This is a genomic window from Hylemonella sp. P2_B10, from assembly GCF_056404875.1.
The window spans coordinates 177648-203169 of sequence record NZ_JBFUDE010000006.1; the positions used below are offsets into that span (position 1 = coordinate 177648).

A 25522-nucleotide genomic window follows, 5' to 3' on the forward strand; every position below is an offset into this window, starting at 1 on the left:
CTCATGTCTGGTCAGCGGCTACCTGGTGGCCGTCCTTGCGACCCACCCAGTATTCGACCCCATCCGGGCCGTAATACTCGGAATGCGGCTGGCTGTGCGCCAGGTGAAAGACCTGCCCCGCAGCATAGGTGGTGGACTGGCCGTCCACGACGATGCGCAGCTCGCCCTGCACCACCAGCGCCTTGGCCTCAAACGGGTGGGTGTGCAGGTCCACAAAGTCGTTGGCCAAGCGTGCCACCTGCACCGGTGGCGGAAAGCCTTCGGCGGCCAGCGTGTGCTTGAAGGCTTCCAGCTCCACGTGAACGCCTCAGGCGATGGTGTTCAGGCGGCAGCCAGCTTGTAGCCGCCGTTGGGGCCGACGGTGATGCGGCCCAGCTCGGTCAGCCGCTTCAACGCGGCGGTCATGGAGCCTATGGGGATGCCGGTTTGCCGGCCCGCTTCGGACTGGCTGATGATGGTGAAGTCTTGCCCATTGAGCAGCGTTTCCAGGTGCTTCAACAGCTTGGACGGGTTGCCGCCCATGCCGTCGGCCGAGCGCTTGCGGCCGCGCTTGCCCTTGGTGGCACCGGCCGCGCCAGCCGGCTTGCGGCCTGGCTTCTTCTTGGCTTTGGCCAGACTCTTGGCGGCGCCCTTACCCTTGCCCTTGAGTTTGCCGGCCGCAGCAAACGCCTTGGACAGCTGCGACTCGATGTCGGCCACGGTCTGCGACAGCCGGGCAATGGCCTTCCAATCTTCGAACAGCACGTCGTTTTCGGCGTCCAGCGGGCTGGCCTTCAGCGCCGCGCCAATGCGCTGTGCGTGTTCCTTGACGGCTTCCTTCAGGTGCTGGTCGGCCTGGTACACGGCGGCACCGGCTTTTTGCATGGCGTTGAGGGTGGCGGCGGAAAGTGGCATGGGCGGACTTCTCTCTGGTCAGAAAAAATGGTCTTCAAAGCCCCAACGACGAGGCCGGCTTGCCGCAGACTCGCCTGGCGCGGCGCCTCTAGCACAGCGCGGCCGGCGAACCTTACAACGCATCAATCATACTTGTTAAAAACCTGGCGCAAATAGGCCAGGAAAGTCTGGTCGTCGCACAGGGTCTTGCCCGGCGAATCCGACAGCTTGGCCACTGGCTGGCCGTTGCAGCTGACCAGCTTCATCACGATGTTCAGCGCGGTCAGGCCCATGTCGTTGGTCAGGCTGGTGCCGATGCCAAAGCCGGTCTGCGTGCGGTCGGCAAAGTGCGCATGCAGGCTCAGCGCCACCGGCAGCTCCAGCCCGTCGGAGAACACCAGGCGCTTGGTGTGGGCGTCGATGCGCAGCTTGGCGTAGTGGGCCAGCGCCTTCTCGCCCCACACCACCGGGTCGCCGCTGTCGTGGCGCAGGCCGTCGAACAGCTTGGCGAAGTAAAGGTCGAAGTCGGCCAGGAAGGCGTCCATGCCCACCACGTCGGTCAGCGCCACACCGAGGTCGCCGCGGTATTCCTGCACCCAACCCTCCAGCGCCGCCTTTTGAAAGCCGCGCAGCTGCACGCCCACCGCCTGGTAGGTCTGCAGATACTCGTGCGCCATGGTGCCGATGGGGATCAGCCCCAGCTTGCGCGCCAGGTAGACGTTGGAGGTGCCCTTGAAGAACTGCGGCACCTCGCGCGCCAGCGTGGCCACCACCTCTTCCTGCCACTCGCCAGAAAAGCGCCGGCGCACGCCAAAGTCAAAAAACTCGAACGGATGGCGCAAGGCCGGGCTGTTGCGCTCGAAATCGCGCAGCAGTGCAATCTTGCCCTGCAGGCGCTGGCGCCCTTCTGCCAGCGCGGCCGTGCGCACGTCGCCGGCAGCCACGCGGCGGAAGTACACCTCGTTGATGATGGCCAGCACGTAGATCTCGAAGCCCATCACATGCACCTGCGGGCCTTTGGCGATCACCACCAGATGGTCGCCGTCATCGACGATGCTCAGGTAGCGGCGCTGGAAGTGGAACAGGCGCAGGAAGTCGATGAAGTCGGACTTGATGTAGCGAAAGCCCCCCAGGTAGGCCAGCTCTTCCTCGCTGAAGCGCAAGGCACACAGCGCGTCCAGTTGCGCCTCCAGCTCGTCGCGCAGCTCGGTCAACGGGAAAGCGGGCGCGTTGCGGCAGACGAAGTGGTACTCGGCCTGGTTGGTGGGCAGCGAGTGCAGCATGGGCTGCCACATGGTGAACTTGTAGAGGTCAGTCTCCAGCAGGCTGTGGATCACCGGGCTAAAAGAGGTATCAGCGGGCATGGGGTTCCTGGCCAATTCAGCGGCTGAGCAAGGTGTCGGCTTCGCTGCTGCTCAGGATATCTGCACCAAAGGCGCGGGCGCGCTGGTAGAAGCCCTCGGCCAAATGGTCGAAGCCACCCACCGGGCTCATGCAGTCGCGCAGCACGGCGATGCGCGGGCGCGCGCCACGGTGCTGGGCCAGGAAAGCGGCCAACTGGTCAAAACTGGCGGCCACGCAATGGCTGGCGGCCTCACCGGCCAGCAGCAGCAGGTCCACCCCCACCACCACACGCTGCGCCAGCGCGGTGTTGAACTGGGTGGACGGCACGCCGGGCACCGGCGCGTCGGCCTCGAAGGCGCCGTAGTGTTCAGACAGCGGGTAATCGCCCTTGATGACCTTGCGCACCACGCGCTGGTGGGCCTCTTCCCAGGCCTGCAGCTCGGTGGCCAGCGCGGCGTGGATGTTGTGGCCGAAGGTGCCGGTGACGCAGTGCACCGGCCACACCATCAGGCCGTCGCGGCCACGCGCTGTGAGTTGTTCCAGCATCGCCAGCACGGCCGGGGCTTGGCCCGGGTCGCGCGGGCGGAATTTGCCGCCCTGCACATCGGCCAGCGTCAGCCAGGTGAATGGCGGCACGGCCTGGCCGTCGCCGGTGTGCCAGAAGGTGGTGCGCTCCACCGCCACCCAGGGGTGCGAGTCCATGGTGACGGTGACGCCGTGGATGTGCGCCTGGTGCCGGTGCACAAAGGCCGCCAGGCGGCGCAGGTCGGCATCGGCACCGGCTACAGGCAGTGCCGGGGTGTAGCCGGCCGGCGCGCCGGGGGCAACATCGCAGAAATCGTTTTGCGGGTCGATGATGAGCAGGTGGGTGTTCATGGGGTGGGCGCCATGCGCCGGCCAGTCCATAGCAACCCGCAGTGTACGGGCTCGCCACAAGCCGCCACCCGGCCCAGGGCTTTGGGTGTGGGCGTATATTGCCCACCATGCCCAACCACCACACCCACCAACGCAGCGATCTGGCCCACCTGGCGGTGCGCGCCATGATGGAGCGCGGCCTGGAGCCCGAATTCAGCAGCCAGGCACTGCAGGAGGTGGCGCACCTGCACGCGGCCCCGCTGGAGCCCGAAGACACGCGCATACGCGACCTGCGCAGCCTGCTGTGGTGTTCGCTGGACAACGACGATTCGCGCGACCTGGACCAGCTGACCGTCAGCGTGCCGCTGAAAGACGGAGAGCTGCGCCTGCTGGTGGCGGTGGCCGATGTGGACGCCCTGGTGCGCCTGGGCAGCGGGCTGGACCGCCATGCGCACGTCAACACCACCTCGGTCTACACCTCGGCACGCATCTTCCCCATGCTGCCCGAGCGGCTGTCCACCGACCTGACGTCACTGAACCCCGGCCAGGACCGGCTGGCGCTGGTCACCGACATGCATTTCGATGCCGAAGGTGCGCTGCAGGGCGCCGACATCTACCGCGCCCGCGTGCACAACCAGGCCCAACTGGCCTACGACGCTGTCAGCGCCTGGCTGACGGGCGACGGCGCGCTGCCGACTGCCGCTGCCGCCGTGCCGGGCATGGACGCCCAACTGCGCGCGCAGGACGCACTGGCGCAGGCGCTGCGACAGCGCCGCCACAGCGCCGGCTCGCTGGAGTTTGAATCCTTCCAGCCCAGGGCGGTGTTCGACGGCGAGCGGGTGGTGGACATCCAGCAGCAGGTGCAAAACCGCGCCCGCCAGTTGATCGAAGAGGCCATGGTGGCGGCCAACGGCTGCGCGGCGCGCTTCCTGGCGGCGCACGGCGTGGCCTCGCTGCGCCGGGTGGTGCGCTCGCCCGAGCGCTGGCTGCGCATCGTCAAGCTGGCCGAAACCTATGGCGAGCACCTGCCTGGGCAACCCGACAGCAAGGCGCTGGAGAGCTTCCTGGCCAAGCGCCGCCGGGCCGACCCGCTGCGCTTTGCCGACCTGTCGCTGGTCATCGTCAAGCTGATGGGCGCGGGCGAATACGTGATGGAGGTGCCCGGCAGCGAGCCCGTGGGCCATTTCGGCCTGGCGGTGCGCGACTATGCCCACTCCACCGCGCCCAACCGGCGCTTTCCCGACCTGATCACCTCGCGGCTGCTGAAAAGCATCTTGCGCGGCGAACCACCACCCTACAAGCGCGCCGAGCTGGCCGCGCTGGCGTTGCACTGCACCCAGCAGGAAGACGCCGCCAAGAAGGTGGAGCGGCAGATGCGCAAGTCCGAAGCGGCCATGCTGCTGTCCACGCGCATAGGCCAGCGCTTTGACGCCGTGGTGACCGGCAGCGGCGACAAGGGCGTGTGGGTGCGCATCTTCTCGCCGCCGGCCGAAGGGCGGCTGATCAATGGCATGGACGAGCACGACGTGGGCGACAAGCTGCGGGTGAAGCTGGTGTCCACGAATGTGGAGCGCGGCTTCATCGACTTCGCGCCGGCGGGCTGAGGCCGCTGCGACGCCCGGCTTCCGCGCCGCTGGGCGGCTGCCCCCTCAAATGGCGAACGCCAGCCCCGTCTGGACGTAGCCGCTGAGCTGCACACCGGCCTGGTTGGCGCTGGACGCCGCCATGTCGGCCATCCATTGCGCTTGCGTCATGCCGGGGTTGCCCAAACCCGCCAGCAGCGAAGTCAGCGTGGCCGCGTCCGGCGCATGGCCGGTCACGTTGGTGTAGACGTATTTGGCGAAGCTGGTGTTGTCGCTGCCACCGGCAAAAGCGGCCACCACGCCTGCGCCCACCAGCAGGTTGGCGCCATCGAGCAGGCTGGCACCACTGTCAAAGTAGTTCAGGAACATGGCTGCCCAGCCCTTGTCGCGCACAAAGGCCGCGCCCAGCGTTGCGGCCATCAGCAGCACCGCCTCGCCGCCCGGCTGCGACACCCCCAGGTCGAAGGCCAGGCCCTGGTCGGCAAAGCGCAGGCGCTCCACATTGCTCAGGCTGTCGCTGCCATCTTGCTGGGTGGCGGCGCCGGCCGTGTCGCTGACGCTGAGCACGCCGCTGGAGGCGCGCACCACCTGGTGGTCTTTGGCACTGCCGTTGAACACCACGGTGTCGGTGCCGGCGCCGCCGTCCAGCACGTCATTGCCAGCCGTGCCGGACAGCAGGTTGTTGGCGTCGTTGCCGCTCAGCTTCAGGCCAGCGGCGGCGCCACTGCCCGTGAGTGCCCGCAGGTTCTCCACATTCGGCAGGTTGGCCAGCGTGTAGTCAAACGGCACCCACAGCGTGTCGTTGCCCTCAGCGGCGGTCTCCACCACCTTGTCTGCCAGGTCATCCAGTGCATAGCTGTCGTCGCCAGCGCCGCCCTGCATGGTGTCGCGGCCGCCCCGCTCGCTGGCGCGCATGTCAAAGCTGTCGTTGCCGGCGCCACCGGCCATGGTGTCGTTGCCGGCGCCGCCTTCCAGCACGTCGGTACCGGCCCCGCCGTCCAGCCGGTCGTCGGCACCGCCGCCGTTGAGGGTGTCCGCGCCGGCGCCGCCGGTCAGGTTGTCGTAGCCGGTGCCGCCGCTGAGTTTGTCGCCGTTGTCATTGGCGATCAGCGTGTGGTTGCCATTGCCCGACACGCTGGCCTGGTCGATGCGCACTCCATAGGCGATCCACACGTTTTGCACCTGGTAGGCCTTGCTGTTGGTCAGCGTGTAGGCATACACCGGGTTGCCGATGGTGCTGCCGTGGCCTTCGCGCAGGTCAATGGTCGCAGAAGTGTTGCCGCTGTAGGCGATGGTGTTGGTGCCGCCGCCATCCCAGATGGTCTGGAAGTAATACTGGCTGGCGCTGTCGGTGAAGCTGTAGGTGTTGTCGCCGGCGTTGAAGGTCTTGTTGACGCCGTAGATGGCCTGGATGGCCATGATGTCCAGCAGCATCGGCGTGGTGGGCGTGTAGGTGAAGCCCACCAGCTCGGGGTGGTCCGGCACGAAGGAATAGCTCATGGCCGTGTACAGCCGGCCGTCCCAGCCATCGGGGATGATGGTGGCATTGCTGCCGGAGGACTCGAACGGGTGCTTCAGGCCCATCGCATGGCCGACTTCGTGAATCAGCGCGCCCAGGTTGTACGAGCCCGGCCCCCAGCTGAACTTGGTGTTGCCCGAGCCCTTGCTGCTGAGCCAGACATCGCCGCCACTGGGGTAGGTGTTGTTGGGGTAGTAGCCATAGCCCCACACGGCGCGGCCGGTGGTGGTGGTGGCGGTGTCGGCGGTGGAGGAATAGGCAAAGCGGATGTCGCCCACGTTGTCTTGGCCGTCGGTGACCTCGCTGAATTTCACGTTGGCCACGTTGGCCCAGACCTGCAGCGCGGTGCGCGCGGCGTCCTGCTGGGTGGCGTCCAGGCCGAAGCGCACGTCAGCCGTGTCCTCTTGGCTGCTGGAGTAGTCGCCCTTGCCGCCGGGGCCGGCAAACACCGCAGTGGCCTCGGTCGTCCAGGGGAAGCTGAAGGTCAGCGTGGCGCCGGTGCCCATGGCACCGCCCCACTTGGTGCCGCCTATCAGGGAGTTCAGGATGTCATCGGCACCGTTGAACGGCACGCGGCTGGTGGGGCTGGAAGCGGTGGGAGACGGCATGGACGCGGGAGAATGAGAATTACAAACGAAAGGCCGCCATCATTCCATCAATCCTGCACACCAGCACTCCCCCAAAAGGGGCAAACCACATCCTGCCACGGAAGGATTGACAACCGCCGTTTCAATGTGGCAGGCAGCCCCGTTCACTCTCCTTAGGGTTGTCGGCATGCGCAACAGCGAGGCCCGCTGCTAGACTGGCCCGCAATGAACAAGCACAACGAGCCGGCCTATGCCTGGGCGGTGGTGTGGGCCGCCTTCACCAGCATGGCGGTGATCTTCGGCGTTGCCTATTCCTTCGCCGCCTTCTTCCAGTCGTTTGCCGGTGAGTTCGCGGCGCAGCGGGCCGATGTGTCGCTGGTGTTTGGCCTGTGCGGGCTGATCTATTTCACCTGCGGTGTGGCCGGTGGCCTGCTGGCCGACCGCTTCGGCCCGCGCCGGGTCTGCACCGCCGGCATGGCCTGCATCGCGGCCGGCCTGCTGGCCACCAGCTTTGCGCAGAGCATGGCCACCGTCTACCTGACCTATGGCGTGGGCATTGGCGTGGGCATCGCGCTGGTGTACACCCCCTCCATGGCCTGTGTGCAGCCCTGGTTCACCACGCGGCGCGGCCTGGCCGCCGGCACCGCCAGCGCCGGCATAGGCGCGGGCACGCTGGTGCTGCCGCTGCTGGTGGCCGGGACAATAGCCGCGCTGCACTGGCGCGACGCCATGCGTGTGCTGGCGCTGCTGGTGCTGCTGCTGGGGTGCGGTGCCACACTGCTGCTGCGGCGCGCACCGGCTGCGGGCGGCGCCCAGGCGGGCCAGAAAACCAGCACAGCCACCGGGCTGACGCTGCGCGAAGCGCTGCGCAACAAGCACTTCTGGTGGTTGTACCTGGCCACGCTGACGGCGGCGCCCACCATGTTCATCCCCTTTGCCCATGCCTCGGCCACGGCGCGCGATCTGGGTATCGCCCCGGCGCAGGCCGTTGGCCTGGTGGGGCTGATCGGCATCGGCAGCCTGGTAGGCCGCTTTGCCATCGGCTCGCTGGCCGACAAGCTGGGGCGCAGCCGCACGCTGGTGCTGATGCAGCTGTCCATGGGCGCCTCTTACCTGCTGTGGTGGGCGGCGGGCGGTTACATCAGCCTGGTGCTGTTCACGCTGTGGTTCGGCCTGAGTTATGGCGGCATCGTGTCGCTGCTGCCGGCCATGTGCATGGACTTCTTTGGCGCCCGCGCGGTCTCCAGCATCCTGGGCACGCTGTACAGCGGCGCTGCCTTGGGCAACCTGCTGGGCCCGGTGCTGGCTGGCGCGGTGTTTGACCACACGGGCAGCTACGCGCCGGTGATGGGGGCCTGCATCGCGCTGTCGGCCGTCGCCACACTGGCCTCGGCGCGGCTGATGGGGCCGCGCACCAGCGCCTACTGACCCATGCCGAGCCGCCATCGCATGACCACCGTGAAACGCGCACTGACCTGCCTTGCCATGGCCTGCCTGGCGTCGGCTGTGCAGGCCCGCATGCTGACCGTGTGCGTGTCGCTGAACCCGGTGCCGCCCTTGACCTACCCGAACGAGGAAGGCACGGCACAGCACCTGGTGCGCCAGGCCGCGCAGCGCCATGGCACCCAGGTGGAGTTCGTCGCCGTGCCCTGGCTGCGCTGCCGCCTGGGCGTGAAGACTGGCAGCTACATGGCGGCCCTCCCCATGGTGGCCTCGCCGGAATTCACCGGCGACTATGCCTTTCCGCTACAGAAAAATGGCAGCGTGGACAGCGCCCGCTCCGTGGGCATGCTGACCATCAGCGTGGTGCGCCGCGCCGGCAGCGCAGTGGATTGGGACGGCAGCAGCTTCCAGCGGCTGAGCACACCGGTGATGGTGCTGCCCGGGCAGATGGCGGCACGCGACCGGCTGAAGGCCTTGGGCGTGGCTGAAGATGTGGACTTGCCCCAGGCCGACTCGCTGCTGCGCAAGCTGATGGCCGAGCGCCGCGAGGTGGCGGTGCTGCCCACCGGCATCGCGCAGACGGCGCTGGCGAGCGACGAGTTTCGCGGCAAGCTGGAGCTGCTGGCGCAACCGCTGGCGGTGGAGCCGGCCTACCTGAGCTTCAACCAGGCGTTCCAGCGCGCCAACCCAACACTGGTGAATGCCATCTGGGCGGAGCTGGCGCGCTTGCGCGCCGCGCAGGCGGCAGCGCCGGCCAAGGCCGCCGCCCCGCGTTGATCAGGGCGCCTTGCCCAGCTCCATCAGCAGCCGCGTCACCAGGTACAGGCGGGGCACGATGGAATCGACCTCGATGTACTCGTCCCGCGCGTGGTAGCCATAGCCGGCCAGGCCAAAGCTCTCCACCACCACCGCCTTGCCGGAGCGGCCGGCAAAGCCGGCGTCCGTCGCCCCACCGGTCATGGGCACCAGGTCCAGCACGCGGCCATCCAGCTCGGCATAGATGGCCTGGGCCTGCTGCGCCAGCGCGCGACCGCGGTCGGTGGCCATGAAGGGCGGACGGCCGACCTCCAGCTTCAGGCTGACTTGCGTATCAGGCACCAGGTGGCCGCTGGCGGCCAGCTTGTCCTGCAGCGCCTGGCGCAGCTTGTCGGCGGCGTCGGGCCGGGTGGTGCGCACGTCGCCGGTGGCTTGCGCCGAGTCGGGAATCTGGTTGGACACGGTTCCGGCCTTGGCCAGCGTCCAGTTCAGCTGCGCGCCAGGCACGTCCTTGGCCACGTCCTTGGTCTGCTGCAGCTGGTAGGCCAGCTCCAGCAGGGCGTTGCGGCCCAGCTCGGGTGCGGCGCCGGCGTGCGAGGCCTTGCCCTTCACCTCCAGCGTGGCACTCGCCGTGCCGGCGGCGCCCAGCAGCAGGATCTCGTTCTTGGCCACCGCCTTGGCGACACTGGGCTCGAAGGACAGCACCACGTCGTGCTGGTCGGCCAGCGTGGCGATCAGCTCGCCAGAGCTGCGCGAACCGGTTTCCTCGTCGGGATTGAACACCACGGTCAGCTGCGCGTAGTTCTTCCAGCCGGCCTCCATCAGGATTTTCAGGCCGTGCAGCACCACCGCCAGGCCGCCCTTGTCGTCGGCAATGCCGGGGCCGTAAATGCGGTTGCCGTCCACCTTGTAGGGCTGGCTGGCCAGGATGCCGCTTTGGTACACGGTGTCCATGTGCGCCTCCAGCATCAGGCGCTTCTTGCCACTTCCCGTGAGCGTGCCCACCACGCTGTCGGCGCTGTCACCGATGCGCTTGCGCTCGGTCTTGAAGCCTAAGCCCTGTAGCCGCGCTTCCAGCAGCGCGGCCATCTTGGCCAGGCCGGCGCGGTCGCTGCTGCCGGACTCGATCATCACCATCTCGCGCAGGCTCTCGATCACGGCTGGCTGGGCCTTCTCGGCCGCCGCCTTCAGCGCCGCGTCGGGTGCGGCCAGGGCCGGTGTGGCGCCGGCCACCAGGGCCAGGGACAGCGCGAGCGCGCGCAGCGGGAAACGGTGGGAACGGGTGGGCATGGGCCGAGGCTTCCTGTGGTTGTGAAAGACCTGGGCAGTATAGGCAGGCGCCTGGAGGCGGCATTTCGCCTGCGCGACACGCGATCAGCCCGCTGCCGCCTATCGCTTCGAGGCGAGCCTGGCGGCCGCATGGCAGTTGGACGTCGGCTTTAGAGCATGAGAGTGGAATCGTCGGAATTCGCATTTAGACCGAGGCAGTGTGAGAACTCACTGGTCTTCTTGTCTTTTTGGGGCCCCTGGCGCCGGAGCGACGGATTTGCGAAGACCAAGCAGTATCGGTCCTTGGATGCGCTTGGCTGACCTCGCGACCATTTCAGGGGAGTGCGCGGGCGCTGGCCCCAGCCACCAACAGGTAGACTCCTATGCGCTTCATGTCGTTGAAGCGTGGCCCGCAACGCCGGGGCGGGGATTTTCAGTACAACACACCAGGGGCTCTTTTGACGACACTCGTATCCGTTGCCGGCATCTACACCGCAGTCAGCTTCAACCACCAGTTGCAGGGCTCCACACAAAGCATCTTCCACCACTTCAGCCTCAATGCCGACGGCAGCTTCTCCAACTCGGCCCAGAGGAACGCAGACGGCGTCATCGGCTCGGGGAATGGCGGCGGCACGTACACCGTGGGTGCTGACGGCAGCATGAGCGCCCAGCTGACGGGCGGCGGCAACTTCGCCGGCCATGTGGGCGCGTCAGGAGAATTCCTGTTGGCGCAAACCGGTACGTACGCACCGGAGGTGGTCATTGGCGTGCAAGCCCTGCCTGCCTATGCGGTGCTCAATGCCGCGGGCAGCTACAGCTTTGTGAACTTCAATCACCAGGGCACCGGGCCGTTCCAGGCCATCTTTGGCACGCTGCTGCTGGCCGCTGACGGCAGCTTCACCACCACCTACACCAGCAACACCGATGGCACGATCACGGCCAACCAAAGTGGCAGTGGCAGCTATGCCCTGGGCGCGAACGGCAGCTTCAGCATTTCGCTGCTCAGCGGCCCCACGCTGACGGGCCAGATGTCGGCCAATGGCCAGATCGTGCTGGCCCAGGTGGGCGCGACCAAGCCGGAGTTTGCGGTGGCCATTCGGAACGGCGGCAGCTTCACCATGGCCAGCGTGGCGGGCAGGTACACGGTGGTGGATTTTGCCCACCAATTCACCGGGCAGTACCAAAGTGCGGTCGGCAGCTTGAACCTGAAAGCCGACGGCACCTTCACCACCAGCCTGAACGGCACCAGCAACGGACAGCTGGACAGCGCGCAGATCAGCGGCACCTGGACGGTGAGCGCCGACGGCAGCCTGAGCTTCAAATCCCCGGAAGGCGCGGCCATCACCGGGCATATCTCAGCCACCGGTGAGCTGGTGCTGGCCCAGACCTCCAGCGCTCAGGGTGGCGACAACGCCCCAGAGGTGATGATCGGCCTGCGCAACGACCAACTGCCCTCCAACCTCACGCTGGTAGGTACGGCCAACGCCGATGCCATTGGCGGCGGTGCCGGCAATGACAGCTTGAGTGGTGGCGGCGGCAACGACGTGCTCACCGGCGGTGCTGGCACGGACGTGGCCAGCTACAGCGGCGCACTGACCGACTACCAGGTGACCTACAGCAGCGCCAGCGGCATCTTCACGCTGACCGACAAGGTGGCTGGCCGCGACGGTGCGGACCAGGTCAGCGGGATCGAGAGCTTCCGGTTCGCCGGCACCAGCTACAGCGCCGCGCAACTGCAGGCGCTGACCAACACGGACACCACGGCGCCCACCGTCACCGGGGCCAGCCCCGCTGGCGGCGCGGTTGGCGTGGTGGTGGGGGCCAACATCGTGATCACCTTCAGTGAGGCGGTGGGCTTGAGCGAAGGCAGCATCACGCTGCGCGATGCCGACGGCAACGTGGTGGACAAGTATGGCCCGGGCAGTTCCAGTCTCAGCATTTCGGGCAACACGCTGACCATCAACCCGCTGGCAGACCTGCAGCCCAGCACCGGCTACACGCTGGAGATCAGTGCCGGCATCATCAAGGACCTGGCCGGCAACGCCTATACCGGCTCCAGCGGCTACCGCTTCACCACCGCCGGCAGCGGCATCACCCAGACCGCGACCGCCACCAACCCCAACCTGACCGGCACCGCCGGCGACGACACCCTGATTGCTGGCCCCGCCAACGGCACCCTGGACGGCGGCGCCGGCAACGACGTGCTGGTGGGCGGCGCCGGCCAGACCCTGATGCTGGGCGGCGCCGGCAACGACACGCTGATCAGCGGCAGCGGTGCCGACACCCTGCAAGGTGGCAATGGTGCCGACCTGTATTACGTCAACGACGCCGGCGACGTGGTGCAAGAGCTGCAGGGCAACGCCGCCATACCGGGCGAAGGGCCGCAAGCCGACCTGGGCCGCACCGTGGACAAGGTGATTGCCAGCATCAACTACACGCTGACCAGCTTTGTGGAAAACCTGTCGCTGGCGCCGTCGGCCGGGGGCCTGAGTGGCATCGGCAACGAGCTGAACAACCTGCTCGCCGGCAATGAGGGCAACAACGTCCTGACCGGCAAGGCCGGCAACGACACCATGGATGGCGGCGCCGGGCAGGACACCGCCCAATACACCGGCAAGCTAGCCGACTACACACTCACCGTGGGCGGCACTGCCACCATCGTCACCGACAAGATCACCAACCGCGATGGCGCCGACAGCCTGAGCAACATCGAGCGGCTGAAGTTCGCAGACGCTGGCCTTGCGCTGGACCTGGGTGTGAATCAGGCTGGCGGCAAGGCCGTGCTGATGATGGCCGTGGCCACCAGCCTGGGCAAGGATTTCGTCAACCTGCCATCGTTTGCGGGGCTGTTCCTGGGCTTCTTCGACACAGGTGCCAGCCTTCTGGATGGCGCCAACCTGCTGGTGGGCGCAGGCGTCATTGCGGCGTTTGCCGGCGGGGCAGACAACACCAGCCTGGTGAAGATGGTCTACAACGACGTGTATGGCAAGGCGCCGGATGCGGCCACGCTGGCCAGCCTGGTGGCGCCGCTCACCGCGGGCAGCATCAGCCAGGCGCAATGGCTGGCGGACATGGCTGCCTCCACCGCCAACCAGCAGCATGTGGGGTTGGCGGGCTATGCAGGCACAGGCTTGCAGTTCATGGTGTGAGTTCCTGCACGCAGCCCCACACTTGAAAACAGCCAAGCCGCCCTGACCCAGCGTCCGGTGTTGGCCATCTGATTGAGGCGCCAACGGCCGCTTGGAATTCCATGGGCGACAGCGAGCCAAATGGCTGCGGGCATAAAAAAACCCTGCGGGCTCGCGCCGGCAGGGTTTAAAAGGCATTTTCCCTCATGCCCCATGGAGACTTGGCAGTCCTCAACCTATCGCCTTCAGTGTAGGCCGCCCCCTGGGCTTTGCCTAGCCCCGCAAGGCCAAGATGATGGCCAAACTGTGAAATAGTGCGCAATAAGGCCCTGTTGCATTGCCAGCCCGGCGGGGCTCGCATACAGTGGCAGCCATCACGAGGAGTTTTGACCGCCCATGCTGGACCCCGAAACGCTGTTGCTGGTGCAAGTCAGCTTCACGCTGCTGACCACCATCCTGCTGGTTTCGGCCGCGCTGTATTCCGATTCGTCGATGGAGCAGCGCTTGTGGGCGTCTGGCAATGTGGCCAGTTGCCTGGGGCTGGCGCTGGGCGCCTGGACGCGCATGCCGCTGGCCGTGCACGGGGTGCTGAGCTACGGGCTGATGGCGCTGGGCCTGGCCTGGGTGCTGCAGGGCCTGTTGCAGTTCTTCCGTCGCGACCTGCATTGGCGCTGGGTGGTGGCCATCGCCGTCATCGGCATGCTGCTGCCGGGCTACTTCGCCTTTGTGCAGCCCAGCCTGCTGGCGCGCCTGGTGGTCACCGGCCTGTATTTCGCCCTGCTCAATGGCGCGTGCGTGTATGCGCTGCTGCGCCACGGCAGCGGGCCGTCCATGTGGCCGGCGGCCGTGGGTTTCGGCGCGCTGTGCGTGGTGATGCTGGTGCGCGCCTTCTACCTAGCAGCCGGCCCGGCCAGTGAAGAGCAAGTCACCCGCGTGATGTCCGCCAGCCTGTTTGCCGTGCCGCTGGCGCAGGTGTGCATCCTGTTCGGGCTGATCATGATGGTGGCGCGCCGCTATGCCGTGCGCTTGCGCCAGTTGTCGGCGCTGGACGGGCTGACCGGCGCGCTGAACCGCGGCGCCTTCGAGGTGCAGGGGCAGCGCATCTTGCAGCGCGCCGCCCAGGCCGGCCGCAGTGTGACGGTGGCGATGGTGGATGCCGACCACTTCAAGCGCATCAACGACACCCATGGCCACCTGGTGGGCGACGAGGTGCTGCGCCAGCTGGTGACGCTGCTGTCCACCCAGCTGCGCCCGGCCGACCTGCTGGCGCGCTACGGCGGCGAAGAGTTCGTGCTGGTGCTGGACGGCCTGCGCCTGGAGGATGCCGTCAAGGTGGCTGAGCGCCTGCGCCTGCTGGTGCAGCAGCAGGTGGTCAGCGTGGAGAAGGTGTCGGTGAGCTGCACCGTCAGCATGGGTCTGGCCTGTTCCGACCAGCACGGCCACGCGCTGACCGCCCTGGTGGCCGCGGGTGACGCCGCGCTGTACGCCGCCAAGGCGACCGGGCGCAACCGCGTCACCACCGCACCGGCGTGAGCCTGCCTACAAACTGGGGTTGATCAGGTACTTGGTGCCGGTGGCGCGCGCGCCGTACACCGCCACCTCGGCCGGCTGCAAAGCCTGGGCGAGCGAAATTTCCTTGGTGTAGTGGCTGGCAAAGGTGGTCTTCAGCTCAGCCGCCACGCGCTCGCGCAGCGTTTGCGCCGCCTGCGGGCCGATCTTCTGCAGGAAGGGGAACAGCAGCCAGCCGCCCATGCCCCAGGTCATGCCAAACCCGCGCGTGAACTCCGTGGGGCTGACGTCCAGCCCGCCGTAGATGTAGACCTGCTTCATCACGTTGGAGCCGTAGCGGCTGTATTCCTTGGCATTGCGGTTGACGGCCACCTCCATGCAATTCAGGATCTGCCCGGCCAGCTTGCCGCCGCCTATCGCGTCAAAGGCCAGCGTGGCGCCGGTGGCCACCAGCGCCTCGGTCAGCTCGGCCATGAAATCGGGCGACGAGGCATTGCACACATACTTGGCGCCGTTCTCGCGCAACAGCGCCTCCTGCTCGGCCTTGCGCACGATGTTGACCAGCGGCACGCCGTCGCTGATGCAGATGCGGTTCAGCATCTGCCCCAGGTTGGAGGCCGCCGCCGTGTGCACCAGCGCCTTGTGGCCCTCGCGCTTCATGGTCTCCACCATGCCCAGTGCGGTCAGCGGGTTGACGAAGGCGGACGCCCCGTCGGCCGGCGTGGCGCCTTCTGGCAAGGCCATGCACTGCAGCACGGGCAGCGTGCGGTATTGCGAGTACATGGCGCCGCCCAGCGCCGCCACCGTCTTGCCCAGCAGCGCTTGTGCGGCCGGGCCACTGCCGGCGGCCACCACAATACCCGCACCCTCGTTGCCCACCGGCATGGACTGATCCTGCCGCCCAGCCATGGCCTTGCGCAGCCGCTCGGGGATGGTGGCCGTCAACACCGGGCGAGCGGCATTGCCGGAGGTCTTCATGGTGCTCATGTCGGCGGCGCCAAACAGCAGGCCGATGTCTGACGGGTTGATGGGCGCGGCCAGCAGGCGCAGCACTACCTCATCAGGCCCGGGCGCGGGGGTGGGCACGTCTGCCAATGACAGTTCCAGCTCGCCGTTGCTCGTGACCAGCGAGCGCAATTGCAGGCCGCTGGCGGGGAAAGGTGTGCTCATGTAAATCTCCTCGTGATGACGACGCACTGTAGCCCAAGCGTCGTTTGCGTGCCGCCAAGCCTGTCACGTCTGGTAACACACTGGCGCAATTCGGCACTTTGTCTGACAGACAAGCAGGGTTATTGAAACTAATCTCAAACCCTGTGGGAACAGCCCACGACCGCTCGCTCCACCTAAAACCAAAGGAAGAAATCATGCAAGACCGTACCCAACATTCTCCGACGCTGCGCCGCAGCGGCCTGCTGTGTGCACTGGCCATCACCGCCACGCTGGCGCTGGGCGGCTGCGCCAACCTGAACCACCATGACCGCAACACCATCACCGGTGCCTCCGTGGGCGCCGTGGCCGGCGCCGTGTTGACCGGCGGCAGCCCGCTGGGCACCGTGGGCGGCGCGGCGGTGGGCGGCGTCATCGGCGACCAGGTTGGCCGCATGCGCTGATACAGCGCCCCACGCTGACATGCTGAAAGCCCGGCCACGCCGGGCTTTTGCTTATCTGCAGCGGGTTGGCAGCCCGCCTGGCGCCGTGCTGCGTTACACAGCACGGTCACGCACTGCGCAGTAAGATAGGTTTCCCGTTCCTCCACCGCCTTTTTTCGGGAGTGCGCCATGGCCACGTTGACACTGTTCAGCCCGTTTGACTTCTCCATCAACCACGGCGCCTGGGGTTCTGCTACCACCGCCACCGCCGACACCATCATCGCCACGCGCGGCAACGACCAGTGGAAGTTCACCGGCGCGTTCACCTACCCGGGCGGCATTCCGGCCGGCACCGCCACCGAAACCACGCTGGCCAGCAATGGCACGCCGGTCTACACCATCGGGGGCATGTCGGCCGACGCACAGACCTTGTCGCTGACCATCTTCCTGCAGGGCGACACCTTCGGCGTCTACCAGACCATGCTGGCCGGCAACGACAACGTCACAGGCAGCTCGGGCAACGACGTGCTGTGCGGTTTCTCGGGCAACGACAACATCAACGGCGGCGCCGGCAGCGACACCGTGGTCTACAGCGGCGTGCGCGCGGACTACAGCATCGCCTACAACAGCAGCACCGCCACCTTCAGCATCACCGACAACAAGAACCTGAACCGCGACGGCATCGACCAGGTGACGGGGGTGGAAACCTTCCGCTTTTCAGACGGCAGCTTCAGCGCCACCTCGCTGATCCCCGTGGCGGACACCACGGCCCCCACCATCGCCACGCTCAGCCCGGCAGACGCCGCCACCGGCGTGGCGGTGAACAGCGACATCGTCGTCACCTTCAGCGAATCGGTGGCCTTCGGCACCGGCACGGTGATCGTGCGCGACTCGCAAGGCGCGCAGGTGGCCGTGTACAACAGCAGCAACACCGGCAACCTGAGCCTGAGCGGCAACAAGCTGACCATCCACCTGACCAATGCGCTGTTTGCCGGCAGCAACTACACGGTCGAGCTGGGCAGCGGCCTGGTGCGCGACGCGGCCGGCAACAGCTTTGCCGGCAACAACAGCTACCACTTCACCACGCTGGGCAGCGGCAGCCTGGTCACCGGTACACCCAACAGCGAAACCCTGAACGGCGGCCCGGGCAACGACACGATACAGGCGGGCGATGGCAATGACACGCTGAACGGCGGCGACGGCGACGACGTGCTGGACGGCGGTGCCGGTAACGACCAGCTGAACGGCGGCGCCGGCCAGGACACGCTGATAGGCGGCGCCGGCAACGACACCATGGCCGGCGGCGATGGCGCCGACCTGTACTACGTGACCGATGCCGGTGACCTGGTGCAGGAGCTGCAGGGCAACGCCGCCATACCGGGCGAAGGGCCGCAGGCCGACCTGGGCCGCACCGTGGACAAGGTGATCGCCTCCATCAATTACACGCTGACCAGCTTTGTGGAAAACCTGTCGCTGGCACCCTCGGCCGGGGGCCTGAGCGGCATCGGCAACGAGCTGAACAACCTGCTGACCGGCAACGAGAGCAACAACCTGCTCAAGGGCCAGGGCGGCGCAGACACGCTGGACGGTGGCGCGGGCACAGACACCGCGCAGTACAACGGCAAGTACAGCGACTACACCATCACCATGGGCGCCAACACCACGCTGGCCACCTCGGTGCGCGACAACAAGGGCAGCGACGGCCAGGACAACGTGGTCAATGTGGAGCGGCTGCAGTTCACCGACCTGCGGCTGGCGCTGGACCTGGGCAAGACGCAGGCCGGCGGCGAGACGGTGCTGATGATGGCCGCCACGCTGGGCTCGGGCTTCGTCGCCAACCAGACGTTCGCGGGCATCTTCCTCAGCTACTTCGACTCGGGCGCCACGCTGCTCAACGGCGCCTCGCTGCTGATCGACTCCGGCATCATGGGCGCCTTTGCCGGCGGCACCGACAACACCAGCATCGTCAAATGGGTGTACGCCAACGTGATGGGTGTGGCCCCCACGGCAGACACGCTGGCCGCCGCCGTGCTGGCGCTGAACAACCACACGACAACGCAGGCGCAGTGGGTGGCCGACATCGCCGCCTCGGACCTGGCGGTTGCGCACGTCAACCTGACGGGCTACGCGCAAAGCGGTTTGCAGTTCGTGCTGTAGCACGGCGCCGCTCCAGCGGCCGCTGGAGCCGTCAGCCCTGCGCTGGCGGCACCGGTGCCAGCATGTTGGCGTCGCGCGCCAGCAGCCAGCGGCCCTGTTCCTTCTTCAGCACCGTCAGCGTGTGGCCGGCGCGCTCCGTGGGCGCGGCAGCACCGGGCGGCGTCATCTTCACCTGCAGGCGGCTCCACATGAAAGCCCAGTCGCCCAGCACCTGCACTTCCTGGATGTCGCTGTGCCCTTCGATCTTCGGTCCGCCGGGGCCGGCCTGGGCTTGTGCCACAGCGGCGAAGTCGGCCTTGCGCATGGGCTGGGGGCGGCCGGCGATCAGGAACACCGCGTCATCGGTCATCAGGCTCAGCACCTTGGCCACGTCGCCGGCCTGCGAGGCGCTCATCCAGTCGCTCACCAACTGGCGGATCTGCTGTTCGTCATGGGACATGCTTGTTCTCCTTCCTGAAATGGGCAGGCCAAGTCAAGAGTCTGCTGGCCCATGGGGTTGGACCCGCGGGCAACGGCCATGTTCCCGCTTATTTGCCCAGATCCCAACCACCAAACGCGTGCGGCAACAGCTCGGCCGCCGTGGTGTGCAGCGTGTCGCCCTTCAGGTTGGCCAGCACCACCGGCAGCGCGTTGCCACCCAGCTCCAGCATGACCTGGCGGCAGGCGCCGCATGGGGCGACGGGGCCGTCGGTGGCACCTATCACCGCCAGCGCGGCAAAGTCACCCGGTTTGCAGCCCTGGGCGATGGCGCTGAAGAAGGCGGTGCGCTCGGCACAGTTGGTCAGGCCATAGGAGGCGTTTTCCACATTGCAGCCGTGGAACACGCGGCCGTCCTTGGTCTGCAGCGCGGCGCCAACCTGGAAGTTGGAATACGGGGCGTGGGCCTTGGCGCGGGCCGTACCGGCCTCGCTGATCAGGCGCTGGAAGTCGATGCTCATGGGTATGTGATGGTTTTCAAGGACGAATGTTGCCGTAAACCACCGGATTGGCAGGCGGCGCGACATCGCCGATCTGGTAGGCCGCCTGCACCATGCGCACCGCCTGCTGGGCCGCTGCCTCGGTGCGTGCATGCACCATCGCCAATGGTTGTCCAGCCTGCACCGGCTGGCCCAACTCCACCAGGCCGGTCAGACCAACGGCAAAGTCAATTGCGTCGGCCGCGCGGGTGCGCCCTCCTCCCAGCGCCACCACCGTCAGCCCCAGGCCACGGCAATCGCACTGGCTGACGAAGCCGGCGCGCGGCGCTGGCACGGGCACCACCAGCGGTGCGGCTTCCAGGTACTGCGCCGGCCGCTCCAGCAGATCGGCCGGGCCGCCCAGCGCGGCCACCATGCGGGCCATGCGCTCGGCGGCGGCGCCGCTGTCCAGCGCCTGTTGCAGCCTGGCGCGGGCGGCGGCTTCATCAGCAGCCAGGCCACCCAGCACCAGCATTTCGGCGCACAAGGCCAAGGTAACTTGGTGCAGGCGCGCGGGGCGCGACTTGCCGCTCAGGTAGTCCAGCGCCTGCTGCACTTCCAGCGCATTGCCGGCCACCGGGCACAGCGACTGGTTCATGTCGGTCAGCAGCACCGAGGTGCGGGTGCCGGCGCCATTGCCCACGCCCACAATGCTGTGGGCCAGTTCCAATGACTTCTCATACGTGGGCATGAAGGCGCCCGAGCCCACCTTCACGTCCATGGCCAGCGCATCCAGGCCGGCCGCCAGCTTCTTGGCCAGGATGGAGGCGGTGATCAGGTCCACCGACTCCACCGTGGCGGTGACGTCGCGGATGCCATACAAGCGCTTGTCGCACGGCGCCAGGTCGGCCGTCTGGCCGATGATGGCCACGCCCACGTCCTTGACCACCTGGCGGAACCTGGCGATGTCGGGCTGCGTGGTGTAGCCGGGAATTGCGTCGAACTTGTCCAGCGTGCCACCGGTGTGGCCCAGGCCGCGGCCCGAAATCATGGGCACAAAACCACCGCAGGCCGCCACCATCGGGCCCAGCATCAGCGACACCACGTCGCCCACACCGCCGGTGGAGTGCTTGTCCAGCACCGGGCCGCTCAGGCCCAGCGAGCGCCACTCCAGCACCGAGCCCGAATCGCGCATGCCCAAGGTGAAGGCCACGCGCTCGTCCATGGCCATGCCGTTGAAGAACACGGCCATCGCGAACGCGGCCACCTGGCCTTCGGTGATGCTGTTGTCGGTGATGCCGCGCACGAAGAAGGCGATTTCTTCCGGGGCCAGTGCAGCGCCGTCGCGCTTCTTGCGGATGATTTCCTGGGGCAAATACATGAGCGCTCGATCAAACCCCGTAGGGAATCCACACGTTCTTCACCTGGCTGGCATGGGCCAGCACGGCACGGCCGGCGGATTGTGAATTGCTGTACCAGTCACGCCCCTTGCCGCCGCTGACCCAGGTGCGTTTCAAGGTGCCGGCGGACAGGCGTTCCACCTCAGCGCAACCCTCAGCCGAGCCGTCGTGCCGCCAGACGGCGTCCACATCGGCATGGCCGGCCAGCACGCGGGCCAGCTCGTCGGCGTTGCCGGTGACGATGTTCAGCGCACCGCCCGGCAGGTCCGAGGTGTCCAGCACCTGGTACAGGTCGGTGGCCGAGAGCGGGTGCGCCTGCGACGGCACCACCACCACGCGGTTGCCCAGCGCCAGGGCCGGAGCCACCAGCGACACGAAGCCCAGCAGCGGCGCCTCGTTGGGGCAGACGATGCCGATCACGCCAATGGGCTCGTTCAGCGCCACCGTGATGCCGTGCATGGGCGGCTGGTGCGCCAGGCCGTCGTACTTGTCGGCCCAGGCGGCGTACTGGAACAGGCGCTCGATCGAGGCCTGCACCTCTTGCATGGCGTTCCTGGCGCCGGTCTGGGCGGCGATGCGGGCAGCGAACTCATCCGCGCGCACCGACAGGTTCTCGGCGATGTAGTACAGCACCTGGGCACGGTTGTGCGCGGTGGCGCTGGCCCAGCCACTGGCCTTGTGCGCGGCCTCGACCGCGTTGCGAATGTCCTTGCGATTGCCCTCGCCCACGTCAGCCAGGAAGGCGCCATTGGCCCCCACGATGGCGCGGCTGTAGCCACCGTCTGGCCGCGCCTGCTTGCCACCGATGTGCAGCTTGGCGGTGCGGTCGATGGCGAATGGGGCCTCGTCGCCGGCGGGCCTGAGCTTGGCGGCAGGTGCTGCCACAGGCGCAGCCGGGCGGGCGTCTTCAGCCTTGGCCACCAGGTACTCCAACATGCCCTCACGCCCGCCTTCGCGGCCGAAGCCGGATTCGCGGTAACCGCCGAAGCCGCAGGCGGCGTCGAACTGGTTGGCGGTGTTGACCCACACCACGCCAGCCTTCAGCTGCGGTGCCACGTGCAGCGCCTGGCTGATGGACTCGGACCACACGCAGGCGGCCAGGCCATAGACGGTGTTGTTGGCCAGTTGCACCGCTTCCACCGGGGTGCGGAAACTCATCGCCACCAGCACCGGGCCGAAGATTTCGGTCTGCGCCACCACGGCTGAGGTGGAGGCGCCGGTGATCAGCGTCGGCGGGTACCAGCTGCCGTCCTTGGGGCTTTTGAACGCCGGCTGCCAGATCTCACAGCCTTCAGCGCGGGCGGACTCCACCAGGCCGGTGATGCGCTGCAGTTGCACCGGGTCCACCAGCGCGCCCACGTCCATGGATTTGTCCAGCGGCGAGCCCACGCGCAGGCTGTCCATGCGCGCCTTCACCTTGGCGATGAAGCGCTGCTCGATCGACTCCTGCACCAACAGTCGCGAACCAGCGCAGCACACCTGGCCCTGGTTGAACCAGATCGAATCGACCAGGCCTTCGACGGCGGCGTCCAGGTCGGCATCGTCAAACACGATGAAGGGCGACTTGCCACCCAGTTCCAGCGACAGCTTCTTGCCGCTGCCGGCGGTGGCCTGGCGAATCAGCCGACCGACCTCGGTGGAGCCGGTGAAGGCCAGCTTCTGGATGTCCTTGTGCTTGACGATGGCCTCGCCAACCCGACCGTCACCGGTGACGATGTTGATCACGCCCGGCGGCACGCCGGCCTGCTGGCAGATCTCGCCAAACAGCAAGGCGGTCAGCGACGTGAACTCGGCCGGCTTGAACACCACGGTGTTGCCAGCGGCCAGCGCCGGCGCGATCTTCCACGCCAGCATCAGCAGCGGGAAGTTCCACGGCACGATCTGGCCTACCACGCCCACGGCGCGGTGGTTGGGGAACTCTTCGTCCAGCAGCTGCGCCCAGCCGGCATGGTGGTAGAAGTGGCGCGCGGCCAGCGGCAGGTCGGCGTCGCGCGTTTCGCGGATGGTCTTGCCGTTGTCCAGCGTTTCCAGCACGGCGAACAGGCGCGCGTGCTTTTGCAGCAGCCGCGCCAGCGCGTACATCACGCGGGCCCGGTTGTGCCCACCCACGGCCTCCCAGGCCGGCTGCGCCTTGCGCGCGGCGGCCACGGCCTTGTTGACGTCGGCGGTGGTGGCCTGGCTGATCTGCGCCAATTCCTTGCCATCGGCCGGGTTGTTGCTGGCGAAGGTGTCGCCGGCGGGGGTCCAGCCGCCGTTGATGAACAGGCCGAAGCGGCACTGGTGCTGGTCCAGCCAGGCCAGGGCTTCCTTCTGGCTCTCGGGGGCGGGACCGTAGTCCATGGTGCTGAGGATCTCTTGAATCGTGGGCATGGCGATGCGTTCCGTTCTTATGCGGTTCAGGGTTGCGCGTGGCGGTGCGCGGCCGAGTAGTGGCCCGTCAGGTGGTGCTCCAGCTGGCGCTCGATGTCGGTCAGCAGGCTGGACGCGCCGATGCGAAACAGGTGTGGCTCCAGCCACTCGCGGCCCAGCTCCTCTTTCATCACCGTCAGGTACTGCAGCGCGCTCTTGGCAGTGGACACGCCGCCGGCCGGCTTGAAACCGATCTGGTAGCCGTGCATCTGGTGGAACTCGCGTATCGCGCGGGCCATGATGATGGCCACCGGGATGGTGGCGTTGACGCCCTCTTTGCCGGTGGAGGTCTTGATGAAGTCTGCGCCGGCCATCATGCAGACCCACGAGGCCTTGGCCACGTTCTCCAGCGTCAGCAGCTCACCGGTGGCCAGGATGGCCTTCACATGGGCGTCACCGCAGGCGGCACGGTAGGCCAGCATCTCGTCGTACAGCGCCTGCCAGTTGCCGGTTAGCACATGCTGGCGGGTGATGACGATGTCGATCTCGCTGGCGCCAGCGGCCACCGACAGCTCAATCTCGCGCACCTTGGTTTCCATGCTGGTCAGGCCGGCGGGGAAACCGGTGGACACCGCCGCGATGGGCAGGCGACCGGCCAGGATCTTGGCTGCCGGCGCAATCATCTCGTGGTAGACGCAGACCGCGCCCACGGTCAATTGGTTGAGCTTCAGCCCGTCCATCAGGTCGGCGCGCAGCGGGCGCAGCGCCTTGTAGCACAGGCGCTCCACGCGCCCGGGCGTGTCGTCACCGGACAGCGTGGTGAGGTCCATGCACTGCACGGCCTTGATCAGCCAGGCCGCCTGGTAGTCTTTCTTCACCGTGCGCCGGGCGTTCAGGCTGGTGGCGCGGCGGTCGGTGGCGTTGCGGTTGACCTTGATGTGGTTGACCCAGCTCAGGTCCAGGCCCACGGCCTGGGTGCGTTTGAAATCCGTGGGATGCGTCATAGCACGTGGTGTCCGTTCGAAAGGGGGGCTACGCCCAGGTGGCGGGCCAGCGTCTGGCCGATGTCGGAAAAACTGGTGGAAATGCCCAGCTCACGCGCGGCCACGCCGGGGCCGAAGAACAGCATGGGAATGTGCTCGCGCGTGTGGTCTGAGCCGGGCCAGGTGGGGTCGCAGCCGTGGTCGGCGGTGATCACGGCCAGGTCGCCGGGCTTCATCCTGGCCTGGAACTCGGGCAGGCGCGCATCCAGCTGGTGCAGCGCGGCGCTGTAGCCGGCGGTGTCGCGTCGGTGGCCAAAATTCTGGTCAAAGTCGACGAAGTTGACGAAGGTCAGCGAGCCGTCACCCGCCTCATCCATGCTGGTCAGCAGCGCCTCGAACAACGCCATGTTGTCGGCACCCTTCAGCACCCGGGTGACGCCCTGGGCGGCGAAGATGTCGCTGATCTTGCCCAAGGCGACCACGTCACCACCGGCCGCCTTCACATGGTCCAGCAGCGTGGGCGCGGGCGGCGCCACGGCGTAGTCATGGCGGTTGGGGGTGCGCTTGTAGTCGCCGTTACCGCCGACAAACGGCCGGGCGATCACGCGGCCGATGTTGTAGGGCTTGACCAGCTCGAACGCGGCCTCGCACACCTCATACAGCCGCTCCAGCCCGAAATGCTGCTCGTGCGCAGCGATCTGGAACACCGAGTCGCCCGAGGTGTAGATGATGGGCTTGCCGCTGGCCGCGTGCTCGTCGCCCAGGCGGTTGATGATCTCGGTGCCCGAGGCATGGCAGTTGCCCAGAAAGCCGGCTAAGCCGCAGCGGCTTTGCAGCGCATCGGTCAGTTCGGCGGGGAAGGACGGCGCCTCGCGCGGGAAGTAACCCCAATCAAACTCCACCGGCACGCCGGCAATCTCCCAATGTCCGCTTTGCGTGTCCTTGCCGGTGGAGCGCTCGCGCGCCGTGCCCCAGGCACCGCCAAAGTCCTTGCGCAGCTCGAAACCCTGGGGCCATTGGCCGCAGGCCAGTTGCGCGGCTGCGCCCAGGCCCAGGCGCTCCAGATTCGGCAGATTGAGCGGCCGGCCTTGCGCGGCGGCCCAGCTGGCGATGTGGCCCAGCGTGTTGGCGCCGACGTCGCCAAAACGGCCGGCATCGGGCGTGGCGCCCAGGCCAAAAGAGTCCAGCAGCAGGATGAAAGCGCGTGCCATGGGTTGCCTCTATAGGGGAAGCGGGGGGAAAACAGGCATTATCGTGGAATCCGGCACCAAAACTGGACCGT

The 25522-nt window shown here is 67.3% G+C and carries 20 protein-coding genes; 7 read left to right on the forward strand and 13 right to left on the reverse strand.

Annotated features, from left to right (window positions below):
• Nucleotide 1 precedes the first annotated feature (1 nt).
• The 4 genes from AC1DX2_RS23640 to AC1DX2_RS23655 form a co-directional block, all read right to left on the reverse strand.
• The gene (locus tag AC1DX2_RS23640; RefSeq protein ID WP_477198881.1) at nt 2–298 is read right to left on the reverse strand and encodes a cupin domain-containing protein; all 297 of its coding nucleotides are present in this window, start codon (nt 296–298) and stop codon (nt 2–4) included.
• A gap of 23 nt (nt 299–321) precedes the next feature.
• A complete protein-coding gene (locus tag AC1DX2_RS23645) occupies nt 322–894 on the reverse strand; it encodes a hypothetical protein (protein WP_477198882.1) in 573 nt (190 codons plus the stop codon).
• A 122-nt stretch (nt 895–1016) separates the two neighbouring features.
• On the reverse strand, nt 1017–2237 hold the full coding sequence (pncB, locus tag AC1DX2_RS23650) for a nicotinate phosphoribosyltransferase (protein ID WP_477198883.1): 1221 nt from the start codon (nt 2235–2237) through the stop codon (nt 1017–1019).
• Between the two features lie 16 nt (nt 2238–2253).
• Entirely contained in the window at nt 2254–3093 is an 840-nt protein-coding gene (locus tag AC1DX2_RS23655; protein ID WP_477198884.1) for a cysteine hydrolase family protein, read from the reverse strand.
• Between the two features lie 107 nt (nt 3094–3200).
• Here AC1DX2_RS23655 and AC1DX2_RS23660 point away from each other — a divergent pair, with 107 nt between their 5' ends.
• Nucleotides 3201–4676 (forward strand): RNB domain-containing ribonuclease, encoded by a 1476-nt coding sequence (locus AC1DX2_RS23660; RefSeq protein ID WP_477198885.1) that lies wholly within the window; start codon nt 3201–3203, stop codon nt 4674–4676.
• Nucleotides 4677–4721: 45 nt separating this feature from the next.
• Here AC1DX2_RS23660 and AC1DX2_RS23665 read toward each other — a convergent pair whose 3' ends face one another.
• A complete protein-coding gene (locus tag AC1DX2_RS23665; RefSeq protein WP_477198886.1) occupies nt 4722–6782 on the reverse strand; it encodes a M10 family metallopeptidase in 2061 nt (686 codons plus the stop codon).
• A gap of 204 nt (nt 6783–6986) precedes the next feature.
• Between AC1DX2_RS23665 and AC1DX2_RS23670 the strand changes: the two genes are divergently transcribed.
• Together AC1DX2_RS23670 and AC1DX2_RS23675 are read left to right on the forward strand one after the other, a co-directional pair.
• Nucleotides 6987–8189 carry an MFS transporter gene (locus tag AC1DX2_RS23670; protein WP_477198887.1) on the forward strand — a complete coding sequence of 401 codons (1203 nt, stop codon included), beginning with the start codon at nt 6987–6989 and terminating at the stop codon, nt 8187–8189.
• Between the two features lie 21 nt (nt 8190–8210).
• Entirely contained in the window at nt 8211–8981 is a 771-nt protein-coding gene (locus AC1DX2_RS23675) for a hypothetical protein (protein ID WP_477198888.1), read from the forward strand.
• Here AC1DX2_RS23675 and AC1DX2_RS23680 read toward each other — a convergent pair whose 3' ends face one another.
• Nucleotides 8982–10250 (reverse strand): glutamate carboxypeptidase, encoded by a 1269-nt coding sequence (locus tag AC1DX2_RS23680; protein WP_477198889.1) that lies wholly within the window; start codon nt 10248–10250, stop codon nt 8982–8984.
• Nucleotides 10251–10687: 437 nt separating this feature from the next.
• On the opposite strand from AC1DX2_RS23680, the gene AC1DX2_RS23685 reads away from it, so the two are divergent.
• Complete coding sequence (locus tag AC1DX2_RS23685; RefSeq protein ID WP_477198890.1) at nt 10688–13378, forward strand: Ig-like domain-containing protein; 2691 nt, start codon at nt 10688–10690, stop codon at nt 13376–13378.
• A gap of 375 nt (nt 13379–13753) precedes the next feature.
• Nucleotides 13754–14890 (forward strand): GGDEF domain-containing protein, encoded by a 1137-nt coding sequence (locus AC1DX2_RS23690; protein ID WP_477198891.1) that lies wholly within the window; start codon nt 13754–13756, stop codon nt 14888–14890.
• Nucleotides 14891–14896: 6 nt separating this feature from the next.
• On the opposite strand, the gene AC1DX2_RS23695 is transcribed toward AC1DX2_RS23690, so the two are convergent.
• The gene (locus AC1DX2_RS23695; RefSeq protein ID WP_477198892.1) at nt 14897–16036 is read right to left on the reverse strand and encodes a zinc-binding dehydrogenase; all 1140 of its coding nucleotides are present in this window, start codon (nt 16034–16036) and stop codon (nt 14897–14899) included.
• A gap of 194 nt (nt 16037–16230) precedes the next feature.
• On the opposite strand from AC1DX2_RS23695, the gene AC1DX2_RS23700 reads away from it, so the two are divergent.
• Nucleotides 16231–16476 carry a glycine zipper 2TM domain-containing protein gene (locus AC1DX2_RS23700; RefSeq protein WP_477198893.1) on the forward strand — a complete coding sequence of 82 codons (246 nt, stop codon included), beginning with the start codon at nt 16231–16233 and terminating at the stop codon, nt 16474–16476.
• A 168-nt stretch (nt 16477–16644) separates the two neighbouring features.
• The gene (locus AC1DX2_RS23705) at nt 16645–18612 is read left to right on the forward strand and encodes an Ig-like domain-containing protein (protein ID WP_477198894.1); all 1968 of its coding nucleotides are present in this window, start codon (nt 16645–16647) and stop codon (nt 18610–18612) included.
• A 31-nt stretch (nt 18613–18643) separates the two neighbouring features.
• Here AC1DX2_RS23705 and AC1DX2_RS23710 read toward each other — a convergent pair whose 3' ends face one another.
• The 6 genes from AC1DX2_RS23710 to AC1DX2_RS23735 all read right to left on the reverse strand — a co-directional run bounded on the left by AC1DX2_RS23710 (nt 18644) and on the right by AC1DX2_RS23735 (nt 25451).
• On the reverse strand, nt 18644–19051 hold the full coding sequence (locus tag AC1DX2_RS23710; RefSeq protein WP_477198895.1) for a YybH family protein: 408 nt from the start codon (nt 19049–19051) through the stop codon (nt 18644–18646).
• An 88-nt stretch (nt 19052–19139) separates the two neighbouring features.
• Complete coding sequence (locus AC1DX2_RS23715; RefSeq protein ID WP_477198896.1) at nt 19140–19550, reverse strand: cytidine deaminase; 411 nt, start codon at nt 19548–19550, stop codon at nt 19140–19142.
• A gap of 16 nt (nt 19551–19566) precedes the next feature.
• A complete protein-coding gene (gene deoA, locus AC1DX2_RS23720) occupies nt 19567–20889 on the reverse strand; it encodes a thymidine phosphorylase (RefSeq protein ID WP_477198897.1) in 1323 nt (440 codons plus the stop codon).
• A 10-nt stretch (nt 20890–20899) separates the two neighbouring features.
• Nucleotides 20900–23278, reverse strand: coding sequence for an aldehyde dehydrogenase family protein (locus AC1DX2_RS23725; protein ID WP_477198898.1), 2379 nt, complete (start codon nt 23276–23278; stop codon nt 20900–20902).
• Nucleotides 23279–23304: 26 nt separating this feature from the next.
• Nucleotides 23305–24261 carry a deoxyribose-phosphate aldolase gene (gene deoC, locus AC1DX2_RS23730; protein WP_477198899.1) on the reverse strand — a complete coding sequence of 319 codons (957 nt, stop codon included), beginning with the start codon at nt 24259–24261 and terminating at the stop codon, nt 23305–23307.
• Complete coding sequence (locus tag AC1DX2_RS23735; protein ID WP_477198900.1) at nt 24258–25451, reverse strand: phosphopentomutase; 1194 nt, start codon at nt 25449–25451, stop codon at nt 24258–24260. The genes deoC and AC1DX2_RS23735 overlap by 4 nt, the downstream gene beginning before the upstream one ends.
• Nucleotides 25452–25522: the final 71 nt, after the last annotated feature.